Below are 17,106 nucleotides of genomic sequence, written 5' to 3'. Positions count from 1 at the left end.
CGTAAATTCTTTCGGTACGAAGGTCGGTTCGGCTGAGCGTTACGCCACACGGCCGCCCCCGGCCCGCGCCCCGGTACCGGCGGGGCAGACTCTCCGGACGTGACCGACCACAGCACCGACCGCACCCCGCACGGCAGGCCACACCAGACACTGCTGCTCGGCGGGCGCATCCACGCCCACGGCTCACCCGAGGCCACCGCGATGGCCGTCGAGAACGGCACCATCGTCTGGATCGGACAGGACGGCCCCGGCCGCGCCCTGCACCCCGCTGCCGAGACCGTCGACCTCGACGGCGCGTTCGTCGCCCCCGCCTTCGTCGACGCCCACGTGCACGCCACCTCGACCGGCCTGCACCTCACCGGACTCGACCTCACCGGACTGCGCGACGGCACCGAACTACTCGCCGCGCTGCGGACCGCCGCACAACCCGGTCACCTGCTCGTCGCCCACGGCTGGGACTCCTCGGCATGGACCGATCCGCGCGTGCCCAGCCGCGCCGAGATCGACTCCGCCACCGGCGGCGTCCCCGTCTACCTCAGCCGCGTCGACGTCCACTCCGCCCTGATCTCCAGCGCACTGGCCGAACTCGCCCCCGGCATCCGGGACGCCGAAGGCTGGTCCGACGACGGCCCGCTCACCCGCACCGCCCACCACCTCGCCCGCGGCGCCATGCGGGACGGCCTGCCCACGGCGCAACGCCGGCACGCGCAGGAAGCCTTCCTCCGTACGGCCGCCGCACGCGGCATCGTCTCGGTACACGAATGCGCCGGCCCCGACATCTCCGGCGAACAGGACCTCGCCGACCTGCTCGACCTCGCCCGCGACCCGGCACTGCCCGAGGTCGTCGGCTACTGGGGCGAACGAGGGGGAGCGGCCACCGCACGCAGGCTCGGCGTCCCCGGACTGGCAGGCGACCTGTTCGCCGACGGCTCCCTCGGCTCGCACACCGCCGCCCTGCACGCCCCCTACGACGACCGGCCCGACACCTCCGGCGCCGCCTACCTCGACCCCGACGGCGTCGCCGCCCACCTCACCGACTGTGCGGGACACGGACTGCAGGCCGGATTCCACGTGATCGGCGACGCCGCCGTCACCGCCGTCGTCGACGGATTCCGCCTCGCCGAGCAGACCCTCGGCCACCGCGCGCTCGTCGCCGGCAGGCACCGGCTCGAACACCTCGAAATGGTCACCTCCGAGCAGGCGAGCGAACTCGCCCGCTGGGGAGTCACCGCGTCCATGCAACCGTTGTTCGACGCGCTCTGGGGCGGCACCGGCGGCATGTACGCCACCCGGCTCGGCACGAACCGCGCCGCCGGGCTCAACCCCTTCGCCACCCTCGCCTCGGCCGGCGTCGCGCTCGCGTTCGGGTCCGACAGCCCGGTGACCGCCCTCGACCCCTGGGCTGCGATCCGTGCGGCCGTGCACCACCGCACGCCAGGCTCCGGCCTGAGCGCCCGGGGCGCCTTCACCGCCCACACTCGCGGCGGGCACCGCGCCGCAGGCGTGCACGACGGCGTCACCGGCACCCTCCGTCCCGGAGCACCCGCCCACTACGCCGTGTGGGAGACCGGCGAACTCGTCGCGGCGGGCACCGACTCGCGGGTACGCCGCTGGTCCACCGACCCGCGCTCCGGCGTCGCCCCCCTGCCCTCCCTCGCCCCGGACGCCCCGCTGCCCGTGTGTGTCCGCACGGTGCGCTCGGGCACCGTGATCCACGACCGCGACACCTCCACCCCGCGGGGACACGCCTAGACCCTGTCCGGCGATTCGTGGCCGGCGTGTTCGCGCCGCAGAGGTTCACTGTGGTGCCGGCGGAAGCCCGGGGCACGGCACCGATGCTGGGCTTCCCGTCCCCGGGCAGGAGAGCCGCCTCGATCCCGAATCCCATCGACCGAGAGTCACCGACAGGGCCTAGGCTGAACGGGTGTCCGCCACCGCCACGCAGCCGGAGACGCCCACCTCCGGCACGCCGCCCCGCGCGAACCCGTGGCCCGCCCGGCTCGGCCGGATAGCGCTCGCCGTCGCGGCCGGCCTCGTCCTCTACCTCAGCTTCGCCCCGCGCCCCCTGTGGTGGCTCGCTCCGTTCGCCTTCGCCGGTCTGGCCGTGGCCCTGCACGGCAGGCGGTTCTGGTCCGGCCTCGGCGTGGGCTTCGCGTTCGGGCTCACGTTCTTCCTCACCCACCTCCGCTGGATCCAGGACTTCCTCGGCGACGACTTCGGCGCCGCACCCTGGCTGGCGCTGTCCGCGCTGATGGCCCTGTTCCTCGCGCTCGCCTGCGGCCTGATGACTCTCGTCGCCACGCTGCCCGCCGCGCCCGTGTGGATGGCGCTGGTGTTCCTGCTGCACGAGACCGTGCGCGGCCGGTTCCCGATCAACGGCTTCCCCTGGGGCCGTACCGCGTTCTCCCAGCCCGAAGGCGCCTACCTGCCACTCGCGGCGATCGGCGGCGCCCCGCTGGTCGGTTTCGCCGTAGTGGTGACCGGCTTCGGCCTCGGCGCCCTCGTCGTCCGCCTCGCCGCCCACGGCGGACCCCGCCCGCGAGCACTGGCCGTCCCCGTACTGTGCGCCCTGCTCCCGGCGGGTGCGGGCCTCGCCCTCTGGCCCACCATCGGCACCGACGCCGAGTCGGGCAGCCGCACCGTCGCCATCGTCCAGGGCAACGCGCCCGATGCCGGCCTCGGGCTTCTCGGCCAGACCCGCACCATCCGCGCCAACCACATCGCGCAGACCGAACGGCTGATCGCCGACATCCGCTCGGGCGCCGTGCCGAAGCCCGACCTCGTCGTCTGGCCCGAGACCGCGACCGACGTACGTGGCGACGATCCCGTAATCGACCGCCTGGTCGACGAACTCGACACCCCGGCCCTGATCGGCGCCAAGTACCGGCTGCCGACCGGACGCACCCAGAACACCGTCGTCGCCTGGGAACCCGGCACCGGCCAGGACGGGCGGTACGCCAAGCAGGAGCTGGTCCCGTTCGCCGAGTACGTACCGCTGCGCTCGCTCGCCCGGCTGTTCACGCCCTTCGTCGACGACACCGGTGACATGCAGGAGGGCACCGGACCGGCGAACCTCGACGTCGCGGATACCTCCGTCGGCGTCGCCATCTGCTACGAGGCCGCCTACGACTACGTCTCCAGGGAGGCGACCGCCGCCGGGGCGCGACTGCTCACCGTCCCCACCAACAACGCCTGGTACGGCCCGGGGGAGATGAGCTACCAGCAGCTCGCCATGTCACGACTACGCGCCGTCGAGCACGGGCGCGCGGTGGTCGTGCCCGCCACCAGCGGCGTCAGCGCCCTCGTCGCGCCGGACGGCACCGTGGACCGTCCCACACAGCTCTACACCGCGGCGACGCTGGTCGGCACCGTCCCGCTGCGCGAGCAGACTACGCTGTCGGATCGACTCGGTGCGTGGACCGAGTACGTGCTGGTCGGGGGCGCGCTGGCGGCGTTGCTGACCGGAATCGGCCTGCGGCTGCGCACTCGGCGCACCCGCGCCGGACAGGCACCACAGACCGCGACGGACTAGGTACCGTCGCAGAGGAGGGAACGGATGGAGCAGCCGCCCCAGGCCGAGAGCACACCCGGCAGGGACGACATCGAACCGGTACTGGTGGTGATCCCGACCTACGAGGAACGGGACAACCTCGGCCGGATCCTGCAGCGGTTGCACTCCGCGCTGCCCGGCGCGCACGCACTGGTGGTCGACGACGGCAGCCCGGACGGCACGGGGGAACTGGCGGACGAACTCGCCGCCGAGGACGAACGGGTCCACGTGATGCACCGGACCGAGAAGGCGGGCCTTGGCGCCGCCTACGTCGCCGGTTTCCGCTGGGGTCTCGCCCGCGACTACGCGACGATCATCGAGATGGACGCCGACGGCTCCCACGCCCCGGAGGATCTGCCCCGGCTGCTCGACGCCCTCACCGACTCGGACCTCACCATCGGATCCCGTTACGTACCCGGTGGCAGCGTGGTCAACTGGCCGAAACGCCGGGAGGTCCTCTCCCGCGGAGCCAACCTCTACTCGAAGCTCGCCCTCGGCGTCGGAATCAACGACATCACCGCGGGCTTCCGCGCGTACCGGCGCGAAGTACTGGAGAAACTGCCGCTGGACGAGATCGTCTCCCGCGGCTACTGCTTCCAGATCGACCTCGCCTGGCGCACCGTCCGCTCCGGTTTCCAGGTCGTCGAAGTGCCCATCACCTTCACCGAGCGCGAAATCGGCGAGTCGAAGATGAACGGCTCGATCATGTGGGAGGCGTTCGTGCGCGTCGGCCTGTGGGGGCTGCGCAGGCGCGCCGAGCAGATCCGCGGTCTCATCCGCCGCTAGCGCGATCGCCGTCCGCGGTATCGCGCGGGCTGTATCGCGCGGGCGGTATCGCGGACCGGACACACGAGTAACCCCCGTGGCGGAAGGCCACGGGGGTTACTCGGCGGTGCGAAGACGAATCAGGCGGATCTCGTGCGCTTGCCCTTCAGCTCGGCGAGGCGCTCGTTGAGCAGATCCTCGAGCTCCGGGATGGAGCGTCGCTCCAGCAGCATGTCCCAGTGCGTCCTGGGCGGCTTGGTCTTCTTCTGCTCGGGCTGGCCACCCTCGACGATCTCGGACTCGCTGCCGTGCAGACGGCACTCCCACATCGACGGGATCTCGGCGTCGTCGGAGAAGGGAACCTCGAACTCGTGATCCTTCGGGCAGGCGTAGCGCACGGTGCGCCGCGGTGCCAGGTCGTGGTTGCGGTCGGTCTCGTAGCTGACCGCTCCTAGCCGGCTTCCTCGCAAAACACGGTCGGCCATGATGCAGTCCTTTCGTTCGGCTCCGCCGGGAGCCTCGGTGATGCTCACTCACTGCAACGAACAACCCGGGCCCAGGATTCCCGGCCGGGAATGTCGTCGCTCACGATGACCCTGGCGGCCTCGGCCGCCTGGTGCGTCAGCTTCTCGTACTGAGAGAGAATCGGCGCTCTGACGTGACGCCAACGGCGGTCATCGCGTCGAATCTCACCCACATGAGGGATTGCCGATTGATCTCAGGTAAGACGTAGCTGGCCTTCCTGTGGAGACGATGGCCCCAGGTCACCGCGGCGATAATGGAGCCGGCACAGCACCTGGTAACGCACCGTAGTCGAATCGGTCGCCTCTGTTGACACTTCAACAAGGGGAGTGCTCGAGGTGACCGTGTCGGCGACGACGACCGTGTCGCCGGCCCGTAGCACCACACCGTCCCGTACCCGCGCGTTGAACCTGCCCGGCAGACCGCACCAGCAGAGCACCTCCACCTGGACCGGCTGCAACTCGTCCGCCAGCTCGAACAACCGCCGCGCTCCCGGGAACAGCTCGCTGCGGAAGTCCGTCGCGATCCCGAAGCAGTAGACGTCCACCTGCACGTCGTCAGCCAGTTCCGCGAGCTGTTCGACCTGCGCGGGGGAGAGGAACTGCGCCTCGTCGACGATCAGGTAGTCCACGTGCTGCCCACGCGACCACATCTCGCGCACGAGCCCCCGGACGTCGGTGTCACCCGCCAGCTCCACCGCTCCCCGCGTGATGCCGATCCGGCTGCTGATCTGCGCACTGCCGGACCGGTCGTGCCGAACCAGCAGCAGACCCTGCCTGCCCTGCCGGGCGTGATTGTGGTCGATCTGCAACGCCAGCGTCGACTTCCCGCAATCCATCGGGCCATAACAGAACTTGAGCCTGCCCACGGCCGGCGTCCCACGCCGGGAACCGGCAGCGGGTACCGACGACAGCGCGTCGGTCGGATCCAGCTCACTATCGCCCAGCACAGTCACGACGGGGAACCCTATCTGGCGCCACGCCAGACGCACTCAGGCCCCGCACGGGCCTCACACCACCGACGGCTCCCGGTTACCCGCGGCCGCGATCGCCCGCCGCACCGGCACGAGCGCGATCAACACGAAACCCACCGCGAAGAACACCGTCAACGCGATGATCGCGTACCGGAACGACCCCGTCGCCTGGCCCACCGCCGCGAACAGCAGCGGACCGAGCCACGACGTGCCACGCTCACCGATCTCGTACAGCGAGTAGTACTGCGCCTCCTTGCCCGCCGGGATCATCTGGCTGTACAGCGAACGCGACAACGCGTTCGTCCCGCCCAGCACCAGCCCGATCCCGACCGCGAGCGCGTAGAACTGCAGCGGCTGCCCCGCCTCCACGAAGTACGCGGCCGCGATCACCAGCACCCACACGGCCAGGCTGCCGAGAATCGTCCGCTTGGCTCCGAAACGACGCGCCAGCACGCCGTGAGCCACCCCACCGAAGTACGCGACGAACTGGATCACCAGAATCGTCGTGATCAGTACCTCGTTCGCGAACTTCAGCTCCTCCTTGCCGTACTGCGCCGAGACACCGACCACGGTGGCGATCCCGTCGGTGTAGATCAGGTACGACCCGAGGAACGCCAGCGTCAGCGGATACGCTCGGGCGGATTTCAAGGTCTGCCGCAATTCTGCGAAACCGGCCCGCAGTACCGACACGCCCTCCGCCCGCTGGTCGGGTTCCTGCCGTTCGCGCAGCCGCCGCAACGGGATGATGGTGAACGCCGCCCACCAGACCCCGGACGCGAGGAAACAGATCCGCACGGCCAGACCCTCGGTCAGGCCAAGCGCCTCGTAGTTCAGATAGAACGCGAGCTGCACAGCGAGCGCGATACCACCGCCGAGGTAGCCGAAAGCCCAGCCCCGCGCCGAAACCGAGTCCCGCTCGTCCGGCGTGGAGATCTGTGGCAGGAACGAGTAATAGACGACGATCGAGGCGCCGTAACCGATATTGGCGACCATGTACAGCGCGACGCCGAGGCCCCAGTTGTCGTCGGCGACGAAGAACAACAGCGCGGACGCCGTCGCGCCCAGGAACGCGAAACCGCCGAGAATGCGCTTCTTGCGCAGACTCCGGTCGGCGATCGCTCCGGTGATCGGCAGGACGAGGACCTGGATGATCGTCGCCGCCGACAGCAGGTAACCCCACAGGGAACCGGCGGGGAACTGAAGCCCGAACAGGCTGATGTCGCAGTTCTGCAGGGTGTTCGCGACGCCGTCGTCACCGATGCACGGGGTGGGTCCGTTGGTGATCAGGTCGGCACGGGCGTCGGTCGCCGCGACGGAACTCATGTAGAGCGCACCGAACACGGTGATGACCGAGGTGTAGAACGCAGAATTGGCCCAGTCGTAGAAATACCATCCGCGCTGTTCTCGCCTGCGGCTGTCCCGGTCCGCGGCCGAAGCCGGGCCGTCACTCGTAGTCGTCATCGGATCTCCGCGCAGAGGTGGTTCAGGACGGTGCGATCCAGTGCCGGAACAAGCCGGAATCGAAGGCGCCCCAGGAATCGGTGAGCGGAGACTATCCGGCGGTCCGTCCGGGCGGACACCGGCCGCGATGATCGTGTTCCATTCGCCGCCTGCTGTTCCCCGGGACGCCCACTACGCCCAAGACTGAGACAGCGTGCGTGTCGCTCCACATCGCCCGGTTGGGTTATGTGAGACTGGTGGTTTTGCTGTGACTCTTGTGGTTCGTGTGGTTACTCCATACTGTCCCATTCATGACGACATCGCACCTCGGCGCGGCGAAACGGCTGGTGACGAGGGTTCTGGTGGTCGCGGCCGCGGTGCTCGGCACGCAGGCCATCACCACCACGGCCGCCTCGGCCGACCCGTCCGCCGGCGCGTGGTCCAAGCTGCGTATGTGCGAGTCGAGCGGCCGGTACGCCGTCAACACCGGTACCGGCTACTACGGTGCCTACCAGTTCGACCTGCCGACGTGGCAGAGCGTCGGCGGAACAGGCCGTCCAGACCAGGCCGCACCGGCCGAACAGGACTACCGGGCGCTGTACCTGTACCGCATGCGCGGCTGGCAGCCCTGGGAGTGCGCGGGCAAGCTCGGCCTGCGCAACGACGCCGACGCCCGCAGCAAGCGCAAGCCTACCTACGAGCAGTCGGCGTACATCGGTGGCGGGGGAGCACCGGCGCCCGCACCGAAGCCGCCACCCGCTCCCGCTCCGTCACCGGGCGGTCAGCCGGCGTGGCCGCAGGTGGTCTACGCCTACGGTGACTGCGCACCCGCGCTGAAGGCGTTCCAGCTCAGGATGAACGCGTTCGGCTACGGCTTCGCCGGCACCGGTTGCTACTACGACAAGACGAAGCAGGCGGTACTGGATCTGCAGCGCGCCAACGGAATCAACGACTCCGGGCGACTCGGGCCGAAGACCTGGAAGGCGGCCTGGGACGGCAAGGCGCCCCGCTGACAGTGATCCGACCAGGCAGGCGCTAAGCCGCTGCCTCCCACTCGCCACGTTCCACAAGCACGTCCCGCAACAAGTCCGGGCGGTCGGTGATGAGCCCGTGCACGCCGAGATCGAGCAGCGCCCGCATCTGCACCGGATCGTCGACCGTCCACACGTGCACCTCCGCGCCGACTCGGGCCGCCGAACGCAGGAACGAACGGTCCACCACGGTCAGCGCGCCCTGCCGGGCGGGAACCTGGGCCAAGGTGCCGCGACTGAACCGGCCGAGCCGAACCCACGGCACCCAGCCGCTGCCCCACAACACGGCGGTGGAACGCGGGCCCATCGAGGTGATCAGCCGGGATCCGGCCAGCCGCCGAAGACGGCGCAGCCGGGCGTCGGAGAACGCGGCCGCGGCGACCCGTTCGACCGCGCCGAGGCGCTGGAGCACCCGGATGAACGGTTCAGCGGCGGCATCGCATTTGACGTCGATGTTGAACAGCGTCTCCGGCAACTCCTCGAGTACGTCTTCCAGGCGAGACAACGGTTCCCGGCCGTCGATGCGCACTTTCGACACCCGCGCCCAGGTCTGCCGGCGGATGAGCCCCGACCCGTCGGTGGTGCGGTTCAGCGTCGGATCGTGGAGAACGACCACCACGTCGTCCGAGGTGACGTGCACGTCGGTCTCGACGTAGCGGTACCCCTCGGCCACCGCGCGACGAAAAGCCGGCAGTGAGTTCTCCAGTCCGTCGAGTTCGCCGATATGCCAGCCCCGGTGAGCGAAAGCACGGGGGAGTGAGGAGGCGAGGTACGGGTGATCGACGGCCACCCGCTCAGTGTGCCCGCCCGGCAGGCCCCGCACGTAATCGGAAGATGGACGGCTATCGTCTGGCTGGTGAGCGAGGTAGCGGAGCGAGGCGGTACGAGCGAATCGTCACGTGATGAAATGGCGCCGTCGCGCAGGTCCGCACCGAAGCACTGTGGCTGGTGCGGGCGTCGGCTGCCGGACGGCGCGGCGATGGGGCGCAGGCGTCGTTACTGCGGCCAGTCATGTCGTCAGCGTGCTTACGAACGTCGTGCGGCCGTCCAGCGCACCGGCCTGCCCGAAGATGCCGTCGTGCTGTCTGCCGGTGAAATCGCCGAACTCCAGGACCGGTTGTTCCAGCTCCGGTGTGCCGCGGAGGACGTCGTCACGGCGGCGGACGATGGCGCCGGCCTCGACGAACTCCGCGGCCTGGCGGCAGGGATCGCCGACGCCGCCCGGAGCCTCGAGCAACTCCGCTGATCCGATGTCCAGCCTGTCTACCGTAAAACGTCACGGTGACGGTTCAGTGTAGACAGGGGTCGGCGCCCAGGGGAGCATCCGGCAGGCTTGCCGGTGAGGTCTCGCGGCCGGCTCGGGGGCAAGTCCGGCCCTGGTGGAGAACGTCGACGGCGCGCGATCGGCTACTCATGGCAAGCTCCCGGATGTCACCGCGGGCGCTCGGGTCGTCAGTCGCTCACCGGCTCGCTGGCCAGGTAAAACCACCGCTCTCTCTACTTTCTCGAAACGCCGATAAGCTACATTATGTCAAGTACGACGCTGTGAACCCGATCGGTTGGCCGGTCCGGTTCGCCCCTGTGCCGACGATCGCAATGTTCCGACGACGAGTGGTCACCTATGGCTGGGTCCCCTGGCCCGCGCGGGTACCGATGACGACGGTGGCGTCGAGTTCTTCCGAGGTCCGCACCCGCGGCACCAGGCCGTGCCGGGCGCAGGCCTCGGCGGTGTGCGGCGCCTGGCTCCGTCCGGTCTCGATCAGCAGGTGGCCACCCGGTGCCAGCCACTGCCCTGCCGCCGCGATGACCCGCCGCTGGACGTCGAGCCCATCGGAACCGCCGTCGAGCGCCACGCGCGGTTCGTGCAGGCGGGCTTCCGGAGGCATGGTGGCGATCGCGTCCGTGGGTACGTAGGGCGCGTTGACGGCCAGGATGGCGATCCGGCCGCGCAGGGTGCCGGGCAGCGCGTCGAACAGGTCTCCCTCGTGGGCCGCGCCGCCGGCGGGAAGGTTGCGGCGGGCGCAGGCCACGGCTACCGGGTCGATGTCGGCGGCGTGCACCTCGGGTTCGTCCAGGACGGCCGCGAGCGCGGCGGCGACGGCACCCGAGCCGCAGCACAGGTCGACCACGACGGCACGCCGCCCGGCGAGCGCGACGGCCTGCTCGACGAGGAACCCGGTGCGCCGTCGTGGCACGAACACCCCCGGTGCCATCGCGATGCGCAGGCCGTGGAACTCCGCCCAGCCGAGCACCTGTTCCAGTGGAAGGCCGTCGGCGCGCTCGGCGACCATCGCGTCGAGTTCGGCTGGGCCGCTCGCCGCGCGGACGAGAAGGTCCGCCTCGTTCTCGGCGAAGACGCAGCCCGCGCCCCGGAGCCGGGCGACGATCTCCTCGACGGCAAAACGCGGCACCGAGCCGGTCATGTGAACCTTTCTGAGGCGACTGGGAGTACCAGCCGAGCCTAATCGTCTGCGCGCGACCGGAGGGCCGGGTTTCTCGTGCCGAGCATGTCGAGATAGTGCGGGTTGTACATGACGCCGAGGATGTTGCCGAACGGATCCAGTACGGAGGCGGTGACGAAGCCGGCCTCGCGGTCCACCGGCGCCTCGTGTTCCCGCGCTCCCCTGGCCAGTAGGTCCGCGTACGCGGCGTGCGCGTCGTCGACGTGCCAGTAGACGACGGCTCCGGACGCTCCGGACGCCGCCGGGTGCGGGCGGTACCGGCTGTCGATGATGCCCAGTTCGTGCTGGTGGTCACCGATGCGGAACTCCGCGTACGCCGTGGGCCCCTCCACCGGGCGTACGAAGTAGGGCTCGATGCCGAGTAGCTCGGAGTACCAGGTCACCGCGGCGGGCAGGTTGTCGGCGAACAGGCTGATGGTGGCGAGTCCTCGTAGCATCTGGTGCTCCTCTGGCGGGTTGGTGTCCCGGTCGGCGGCTGACTGGACCTCATCGTGCATCGGGAAAGTACTCATCTTCTGATCGCTTTGTTTGCCAGACTGTTCCGTATGCGTGCTGACCGGCTGGTGGCCACCTTGCTGCTGATGCAGGCACGGGGCCGGGTGACGGCCGGCGAGCTCGCCCGCGAGCTGGAGGTGTCGGTGGCGACGGCACGCCGAGACCTGGAGGCCCTGTCGACGGCGGGGGTGCCGGTGTATCCGGTGCGCGGGCGAGGTGGCGGCTGGGCCCTGGTGGGTGGTGCGCGGACGGACCTCAGTGGCCTCAGTTCGGCCGAGGCGCAGGCGCTGTTCCTGCTGGCGGGTCCGGCGGCGACCACTCCGGAGTTGAGGTCGGCCTTGCGGAAGCTGGTCCGGGCGTTGCCGGGGACGTTCCGCGCCGATGCCGAGGCGGCCGCGTCGGCGACGGTCGTCGATCCGGTCGGCTGGGGCGAGCGTGGGCGGACACGGCCGGAGTTGGTGGACGTGCTGCAGGGTGCCGTGGTGCGCCGCCGGAAGGTGCTGCTGGACTACCGCGACCGTGCCGGGGAACTGAGCCGGAGGCTGGTCGCGCCGTGGGGGCTCGTGGACAAGGACGAGGTCTGGTATCTGCTCGCCGGTACCGACGAGGGCAGGCGGACGTTCCGGGTGGAGCGGATGGTGAACGTCGAGGTGACCGGGCTTCCCGCCGACCGGCCCGCCGGCTTCGAACTGGCGCGGGCGTGGGCGGGGGTGGTCGAACTGGTGGAGGACCGGCGTTCGCCGCTGTCGGCGACGGTCCTGCTGGATACCGGTCTGGTTCCGGTGCTGCGCGCGCAGTTCGGACGGCACTGTGAACCGCTCGGTGACGTCGGGGCCGGCCGGTCGCGGGTGCGGGTCGCGGCGCCGAATGCGGCGTCGATCGCGGAGCAGCTCGCGGGCTGGGGCGACAGGGTCGAGGTGGTGGAACCGGAGACGGTCCGGGTGGAGCTGGGCCGGATCGGTCGTGAGCTGTTCGCGCGGTACGGAGGGTGAGGGGTGTCGATCGAGGTTCCGGAACGCGGTCGGCGGTCGGGTGATTCTCTGACAGCACCGGACAGAAACCTTGACTGGTCTAGACCACCCGGGTTGTCCTTGAGGGACGCTCGCCTGCTCAGGTCTTCTCCAGCATCGCGTTCGACGGCGGGCGCTCCGCAGCAGATCACGCACGCCTCGTCCGCAACGAAGGAGTGATCCGATGTCGATCAGACGAATCCTGACCGCACTCGCCGCCATCGCCGCCGCCGGTACCGTGACGATCGTGGCCCAGTCCCCCGCATCCGCGGGTGACGCGACCGGCGCGCCCAGCGCCGAGTTCGTCGTCAGCCAGCCGCAGTTCGAGGAGATGTTCCCGAGCCGGAACCCGTTCTACACGTACTCGGGACTCACCGACGCCCTCGGCGCCTATCCCGGTTTCGCCAACACCGGCGACGAGACGACCCGCAAGCGTGAGGCCGCGGCGATGCTCGCGAACGTCAACCACGAGACCGGTGGCCTGGTGCACGTCGTGGAACAGAACACCGACAACTACCCGCACTACTGCGATCCCGGTCAGTCGTTCGGCTGCCCCGCGGGACAGGCCGCGTACTACGGTCGCGGTCCCGTTCAGCTCAGCTGGAACTACAACTACAAGGCGGCGGGTGACGCGCTGGGTATCGACCTGCTCAACGACCCCTTCCGGGTGGAGAACGACGCGGCCGTCGCATGGAAGACCGGACTGTGGTTCTGGAACACCCAGACCGGAGCGGGCACGATGACGCCGCACGACGCGATGGTCAACGGTCGCGGATTCGGCGAGACCATCCGCAGCATCAACGGCAGCCTCGAGTGCAACGGCGGCAATCCGGACCAGGTCCAGGCCAGGGTCGACGCCTATCAGCGTTTCACCGCCCTGCTCGGCACCACGCCTGGCGAGAACCTGTACTGCTGACGGGATTCGGCGCGGCCCGGTCGCGGCGGCACGTGCGTACTACGCCTGTGCCGCCGCGATCTCGCTGGCGGCCGCCCGGTCGAGCAGGAGCGCACGTTCCCGTTCGTTGCGGGTGAGCGCGGCCGCGCGTTCGAACTCCTCCCGCGCCTCGCGGTAGCGTCCCAGCCGGTCGAGCAGGTCGCCCCGGACGGTCGGCAGCAGGTGGTATCCGGCGAGGGCGGGTTCGCCGCTGAGCTTGTCCACGAGCTTCAGTCCGGTTTCCGGGCCCTCGGCCATCGAGAGCGCGACGGCGCGGTTCAGTTCGATCACCGGGGACGGGGTGAGTTCGGCGAGCAGGGAGTAGAGGCCGGCGATCCGCTGCCAGTCGGTCTCCCCCGGCGTCCGGGCGCGGGCGTGGCAGGCAGCGATGGCGGCCTGCAGTGTGTACGGGCCGATCGGGGTGCCGAGGTTCTCGGCCCGGTCCAGCGCGGCCAGGCCGCGGCGGATCAGCAGTTGGTCCCAGCGGGTGCGGTCCTGGTCGGCGAGCAGCACCGGTGTTCCGTCCGCGGCGATCCGGGCGGCGGCCCGTGAGGACTGGATCTCCATGAGCGCGACGAGCCCGTGGACCTCCGTCTCCCCCGGCATCAGTTCCGCGACGATCCGGCCGAGTCGCAGCGCCTCCTCGCTCAGCGCCGGACGCATCCAGTCGTCCCCCGCCGTGGCGGAGTATCCCTCGTTGTAGATCAGGTAGATCACTTCGAGTACCGAGGACAGCCGGGGTGCGAGCTCGCCGGCGCGGGGCACCTCGAACGGCACCCCGGCTTTGGCGAGATTCTTCTTCGCGCGCACGATCCGTTGCGCGACAGTGGATTCCGGTGCCAGGAACGCCCTGGCGATCTCGTCGGTCCGCAGTCCGCCGAGCAGTCTGAGGGTGAGTGCGACGCGCGCCTCGGTGCTCAGCACGGGGTGACAGGCGGTGAACACCAGGCGCAGCAGGTCGTCACCGATGTCGTCGTCCAGGGCGGCGTCAACCTCCTCGGTGAAGTCCTCTCCCCCTGTGCCGAGGTCCTGTCCGAGTTGCTGGACCTTGCGCTGCAGGGCCTGGTTCCGCCGGATGGAGTCCACGGCGCGGTGCTTCGCGGTGGACATGAGCCAGGCGCCGGGGTTGTTCGGCACGCCCGCTTCCGGCCACTGTTCGAGGGCGGCGACGAGCGCGTCCTGGGCGAGTTCCTCCGCGAGGCCGATGTCGTTCACCATCCGGGCGAGCCCGGCGATGACCCGGGCGGACTCGATCCGCCACACCCCTTCGATGGCACGGTGTGTCTCGGTTGCCGTCACAGCGGAATCACAGCAGGCCGGGCAGGTGTTCGCAAGCAGCTCAGCCGGCCGACGGTGGGGGCAGGAAGGCGTCGGCGACGAGGTCGACCGCGCTTCGGGAGGGGTCGCGTGCGGCCGAGTTGTAGACCTGCTCGGTGGTGTCCACGCTCGTGTGGCCGACATCGGCCTGTACGTGCACCACCTGGGCGCCTGCCTCCACCGCGGTGGTGACGTAGAAGTGGCGCAGCGCGTGGGGATGCATGCGGTCGGCGACGTCGGCCAGCGGGTCTCCGGCGGCCCGGGCGAGGCGGCGCAGGGTGTCCCAGACTCCGGTGCGGTCCGATCGGCCGCCGCGCAGGTTGGCGATGAGCGGGCCGGTTCCGGCGGCACGGCGGCCCGCGGGGGTGATCGCGACGGAGGCGGACCCGGTGGTGGCGTCGCGTTCCCGGAGGTACGCGGTGAGTGCGGATTCCGCGGGGTCGGAGAGGTAGACGATGCGCGGTTTGTCTCCCTTGCCGGTGACGCGCAGGGCGCGGCGCCCGCGGGTGACGTGGGTATCGGCGCGGTCGAGGGCGCACAGTTCCGAGACGCGCAGGCCGAGGGTGAACAGTCCGACGATCGCCTGGGTCCTGCGGGCGGCGAGCAGGCTCACGCCGCGACGGCGGTGGGCGGCGGTGTCGTAGAGGGCGCGCACCTGTGCGGTGGTGAGGGTGACCGTGCTGGATGTGTGGCCCGAGGTTCGCAGGCCGAGGCGGCGGCGGTTGAGTGCGGCCGGGTTGGCGGCGACCAGTCCGGCGTCGGCGAGGTGGCCGTAGAGGGCTTTGAGGGTGCCGAGGAAACGGTCCCGGGTGGCGATGGCGGCGTCCGCGTCGTCGAGCGCGTCGAGCCAGCGTTTGACGTCGTCGGAGCGGGCGGTGAGCGGGTCGGTACCGCGCTCGGCGCACCAGCGGAACCAGTGGAGTCCGCGCAGCCTGCCCGGCGTTCCGGGCGGCGGCCGGGGTGTCGACCGGTCGGTGCCGTGCCGGGCGACGTTGCCGGCCAGTCCGAGGGTGGCTGCGTACTCCCCTACGGCGGCCGCCCAGGGGCCGGTGGTGTCCGGTGCCTCCAGCCAGTCGCGGAGCCCGGTGGCTCCGGTGGGCAGGCCGAGTCCCTCGGCGTAGGTGCGGCGCGTGCCGTGGTTGCCGTAGCCGCGCAGCCAGCTCGCGATCTCGGCGAGCAGCCGGGCGGGATCGGTCACGCCCGGCCATGGTTCTTCCTGGGGTACCGCGCGGGGGTGCCCAGTTTTCGGTGGTGTCGTCAGCGTGCCGCGCTCGGCCATCTGGTCACTCATCGTGGCTACTTGGATGCGATATGTCAGTGAGCCTCACTGGACTGACCTTACCTACAAAAGCTCACTTTTGCAGGTAACCTAAGTTATGACATATAAAATACCAACCTTGGTTATGGGTTATATAACTACGACACGTACGATTCCGAGGTGACCGAGGCCATGGAAACCCCACGTACCCCCGCAGACGCGCAGCTCTGCGGCTTCTCCCGCTGCCGGGCCCCGCTCCCCCCGCCCGGTCCACGCGGAGGGCGACCCTTCGAGTTCTGCCCGGCCCGCTCCTGGCCGGGCGGGAAGACGTGCAAGCAACTCGCAGCCGCCGAGGACGCGCTGCGCGATGCGCTCGGGGCCACCACCGACGCGGTCGCGCTAGCGGGAACCACCTCGGAGTTCGTCGCCAGGGCGGATCAGCTTCTGGAACCGGTCACCGCCCTCGCCGCCGCCCTGCGCGAGGTGCGGGAACGGGTGGACGTGGAGCTGTCGGCGGCGGCCGCGGCGGTGGACGGCGCGGAGACCGGGGCGGCGCACGACCGGGGGTTGCGGGAACAGGCCGAACAGGCCGCACAGACCGCCGAAGCGGCACGAGTCGACGCCGTTGCCGATGCGGAGGCCGCGTTCCGTCACCGTGACGAAGCGCGCCGGGAGGCAGATGAAGCGGTCTCGGCGGCTCGGGAGGCGGAACTGGGCCGCACCCGGCAGGAGGTGGTCGCCGCGACGGAACGGGAACGTGCCGAGGAGGCGGAGAACCGGGCTCGCGGCGACCGGGAGACGGCCGAACGGGTTCGGGAGGAGCTGGCGGCGCTACGCGAGCGGATGGCGACGACCGTCGCCGAGACGGTGGCCCTGCGGGAGTCTCTGACCGAGGCGCGCGAGGCCGTGGAACGCACCGAGCGGCGGAGTTCGGCCGCGGCCGAACAAGCGCGGACCGCCGCGGCCGAGGCGGCCGAACGGGCACGGGAGGAGACCGGCCGGGCCGGCGCCGACGCGCGGGCCGACCGCGAACGACTGGCCGCGGCACGGAAACAGCTCGACGAGCTCAACGGCAGTCACCACGAGGAACTGGGACGTGTCCGGGAGGAACTCGGGGCGGCACGGCTGCGCGCGGAGCAGGCGGCGGAGGAGGCCGCCGATTCCCGTCGTCTGCTGGACGACCTGCGGGCGACGGTCGCCGACGCGGGCACCATGGAGCTGCGACCACGGCTGGCGGCCGCCCTCGGCGTGCCCGAGTCGCCCCCTGAGCCCCGCCCGGACGCGGATTAGCGTCCGGGCCGTCCAGTGGTCCTCCCCGATGGTGCAGGTTCCGTTGTCCTCGGCCGTGC

Annotated in this window: 16 protein-coding genes; 8 read left to right on the top strand and 8 right to left on the bottom strand. The window is 70.5% G+C overall.

Features of this window, described 5'->3' with window-relative positions; all coding sequences use genetic code 11:
* The first annotated feature begins 99 nt into the window (after positions 1 to 99).
* The 3 genes from CFN78_RS11795 to CFN78_RS11785 all read left to right on the top strand — a co-directional run bounded on the left by CFN78_RS11795 (position 100) and on the right by CFN78_RS11785 (position 4,336).
* Entirely contained in the window at positions 100 to 1,752 is a 1,653-nt protein-coding gene (locus CFN78_RS11795; protein ID WP_240519408.1) for an amidohydrolase, read from the top strand.
* Positions 1,753 to 1,924: 172 nt separating this feature from the next.
* The gene (lnt, locus tag CFN78_RS11790) at positions 1,925 to 3,532 is read left to right on the top strand and encodes an apolipoprotein N-acyltransferase (RefSeq protein WP_094862791.1); all 1,608 of its coding nucleotides are present in this window, start codon (positions 1,925 to 1,927) and stop codon (positions 3,530 to 3,532) included.
* Between the two features lie 24 nt (positions 3,533 to 3,556).
* Entirely contained in the window at positions 3,557 to 4,336 is a 780-nt protein-coding gene (locus tag CFN78_RS11785; RefSeq protein WP_094862790.1) for a polyprenol monophosphomannose synthase, read from the top strand.
* A 119-nt stretch (positions 4,337 to 4,455) separates the two neighbouring features.
* On the opposite strand, the gene CFN78_RS11780 is transcribed toward CFN78_RS11785, so the two are convergent.
* The 3 genes from CFN78_RS11780 to CFN78_RS11770 form a co-directional block, all read right to left on the bottom strand.
* Complete coding sequence (locus tag CFN78_RS11780) at positions 4,456 to 4,800, bottom strand: RNA polymerase-binding protein RbpA (RefSeq protein ID WP_094862965.1); 345 nt, start codon at positions 4,798 to 4,800, stop codon at positions 4,456 to 4,458.
* 233 nt (positions 4,801 to 5,033) lie between these two features.
* Positions 5,034 to 5,792: a thymidine kinase gene (locus CFN78_RS11775; RefSeq protein WP_094862789.1), complete on the bottom strand. Its 759-nt coding sequence runs from the start codon at positions 5,790 to 5,792 to the stop codon at positions 5,034 to 5,036.
* Between the two features lie 54 nt (positions 5,793 to 5,846).
* Complete coding sequence (locus CFN78_RS11770; RefSeq protein WP_094862788.1) at positions 5,847 to 7,271, bottom strand: MFS transporter; 1,425 nt, start codon at positions 7,269 to 7,271, stop codon at positions 5,847 to 5,849.
* 290 nt (positions 7,272 to 7,561) lie between these two features.
* On the opposite strand from CFN78_RS11770, the gene CFN78_RS11765 reads away from it, so the two are divergent.
* On the top strand, positions 7,562 to 8,263 hold the full coding sequence (locus tag CFN78_RS11765) for a transglycosylase family protein (protein WP_094862787.1): 702 nt from the start codon (positions 7,562 to 7,564) through the stop codon (positions 8,261 to 8,263).
* 22 nt (positions 8,264 to 8,285) lie between these two features.
* Here the strand turns inward: CFN78_RS11765 and CFN78_RS11760 are convergent, their stop codons facing one another.
* Positions 8,286 to 9,071, bottom strand: a complete 786-nt coding sequence (locus tag CFN78_RS11760; RefSeq protein WP_094862964.1) for a glycerophosphodiester phosphodiesterase family protein — start codon at positions 9,069 to 9,071, stop codon at positions 8,286 to 8,288.
* A gap of 117 nt (positions 9,072 to 9,188) precedes the next feature.
* Between CFN78_RS11760 and CFN78_RS29760 the strand changes: the two genes are divergently transcribed.
* Positions 9,189 to 9,527, top strand: coding sequence for a hypothetical protein (locus CFN78_RS29760; RefSeq protein ID WP_094862786.1), 339 nt, complete (start codon positions 9,189 to 9,191; stop codon positions 9,525 to 9,527).
* A 373-nt stretch (positions 9,528 to 9,900) separates the two neighbouring features.
* On the opposite strand, the gene CFN78_RS11750 is transcribed toward CFN78_RS29760, so the two are convergent.
* Together CFN78_RS11750 and CFN78_RS11745 are read right to left on the bottom strand one after the other, a co-directional pair.
* A complete protein-coding gene (locus tag CFN78_RS11750) occupies positions 9,901 to 10,704 on the bottom strand; it encodes a putative protein N(5)-glutamine methyltransferase (protein ID WP_094862785.1) in 804 nt (267 codons plus the stop codon).
* A gap of 38 nt (positions 10,705 to 10,742) precedes the next feature.
* Positions 10,743 to 11,180, bottom strand: coding sequence for a VOC family protein (locus CFN78_RS11745; RefSeq protein ID WP_094862963.1), 438 nt, complete (start codon positions 11,178 to 11,180; stop codon positions 10,743 to 10,745).
* 108 nt (positions 11,181 to 11,288) lie between these two features.
* On the opposite strand from CFN78_RS11745, the gene CFN78_RS11740 reads away from it, so the two are divergent.
* Both CFN78_RS11740 and CFN78_RS11735 read left to right on the top strand, forming a co-directional pair.
* A complete protein-coding gene (locus CFN78_RS11740) occupies positions 11,289 to 12,230 on the top strand; it encodes a helix-turn-helix transcriptional regulator (protein ID WP_094862784.1) in 942 nt (313 codons plus the stop codon).
* A gap of 202 nt (positions 12,231 to 12,432) precedes the next feature.
* The gene (locus CFN78_RS11735; protein WP_094862783.1) at positions 12,433 to 13,164 is read left to right on the top strand and encodes a chitinase; all 732 of its coding nucleotides are present in this window, start codon (positions 12,433 to 12,435) and stop codon (positions 13,162 to 13,164) included.
* 39 nt (positions 13,165 to 13,203) lie between these two features.
* On the opposite strand, the gene CFN78_RS11730 is transcribed toward CFN78_RS11735, so the two are convergent.
* The gene (locus CFN78_RS11730) at positions 13,204 to 14,481 is read right to left on the bottom strand and encodes an RNA polymerase sigma factor (protein WP_165777526.1); all 1,278 of its coding nucleotides are present in this window, start codon (positions 14,479 to 14,481) and stop codon (positions 13,204 to 13,206) included.
* A gap of 40 nt (positions 14,482 to 14,521) precedes the next feature.
* The gene (locus tag CFN78_RS11725) at positions 14,522 to 15,790 is read right to left on the bottom strand and encodes a tyrosine-type recombinase/integrase (RefSeq protein WP_240519407.1); all 1,269 of its coding nucleotides are present in this window, start codon (positions 15,788 to 15,790) and stop codon (positions 14,522 to 14,524) included.
* Positions 15,791 to 15,937: 147 nt separating this feature from the next.
* Between CFN78_RS11725 and CFN78_RS11720 the strand changes: the two genes are divergently transcribed.
* Positions 15,938 to 17,047 carry a coiled-coil domain-containing protein gene (locus CFN78_RS11720; protein WP_094862780.1) on the top strand — a complete coding sequence of 370 codons (1,110 nt, stop codon included), beginning with the start codon at positions 15,938 to 15,940 and terminating at the stop codon, positions 17,045 to 17,047.
* Positions 17,048 to 17,106 lie beyond the last annotated feature (59 nt).

It is taken from the genome of Amycolatopsis antarctica (genome assembly GCF_002262875.1).
GTDB lineage: Bacteria > Actinomycetota > Actinomycetes > Mycobacteriales > Pseudonocardiaceae > Amycolatopsis > Amycolatopsis antarctica.
This window is presented reverse-complemented; position numbering and strand designations above follow the sequence as displayed.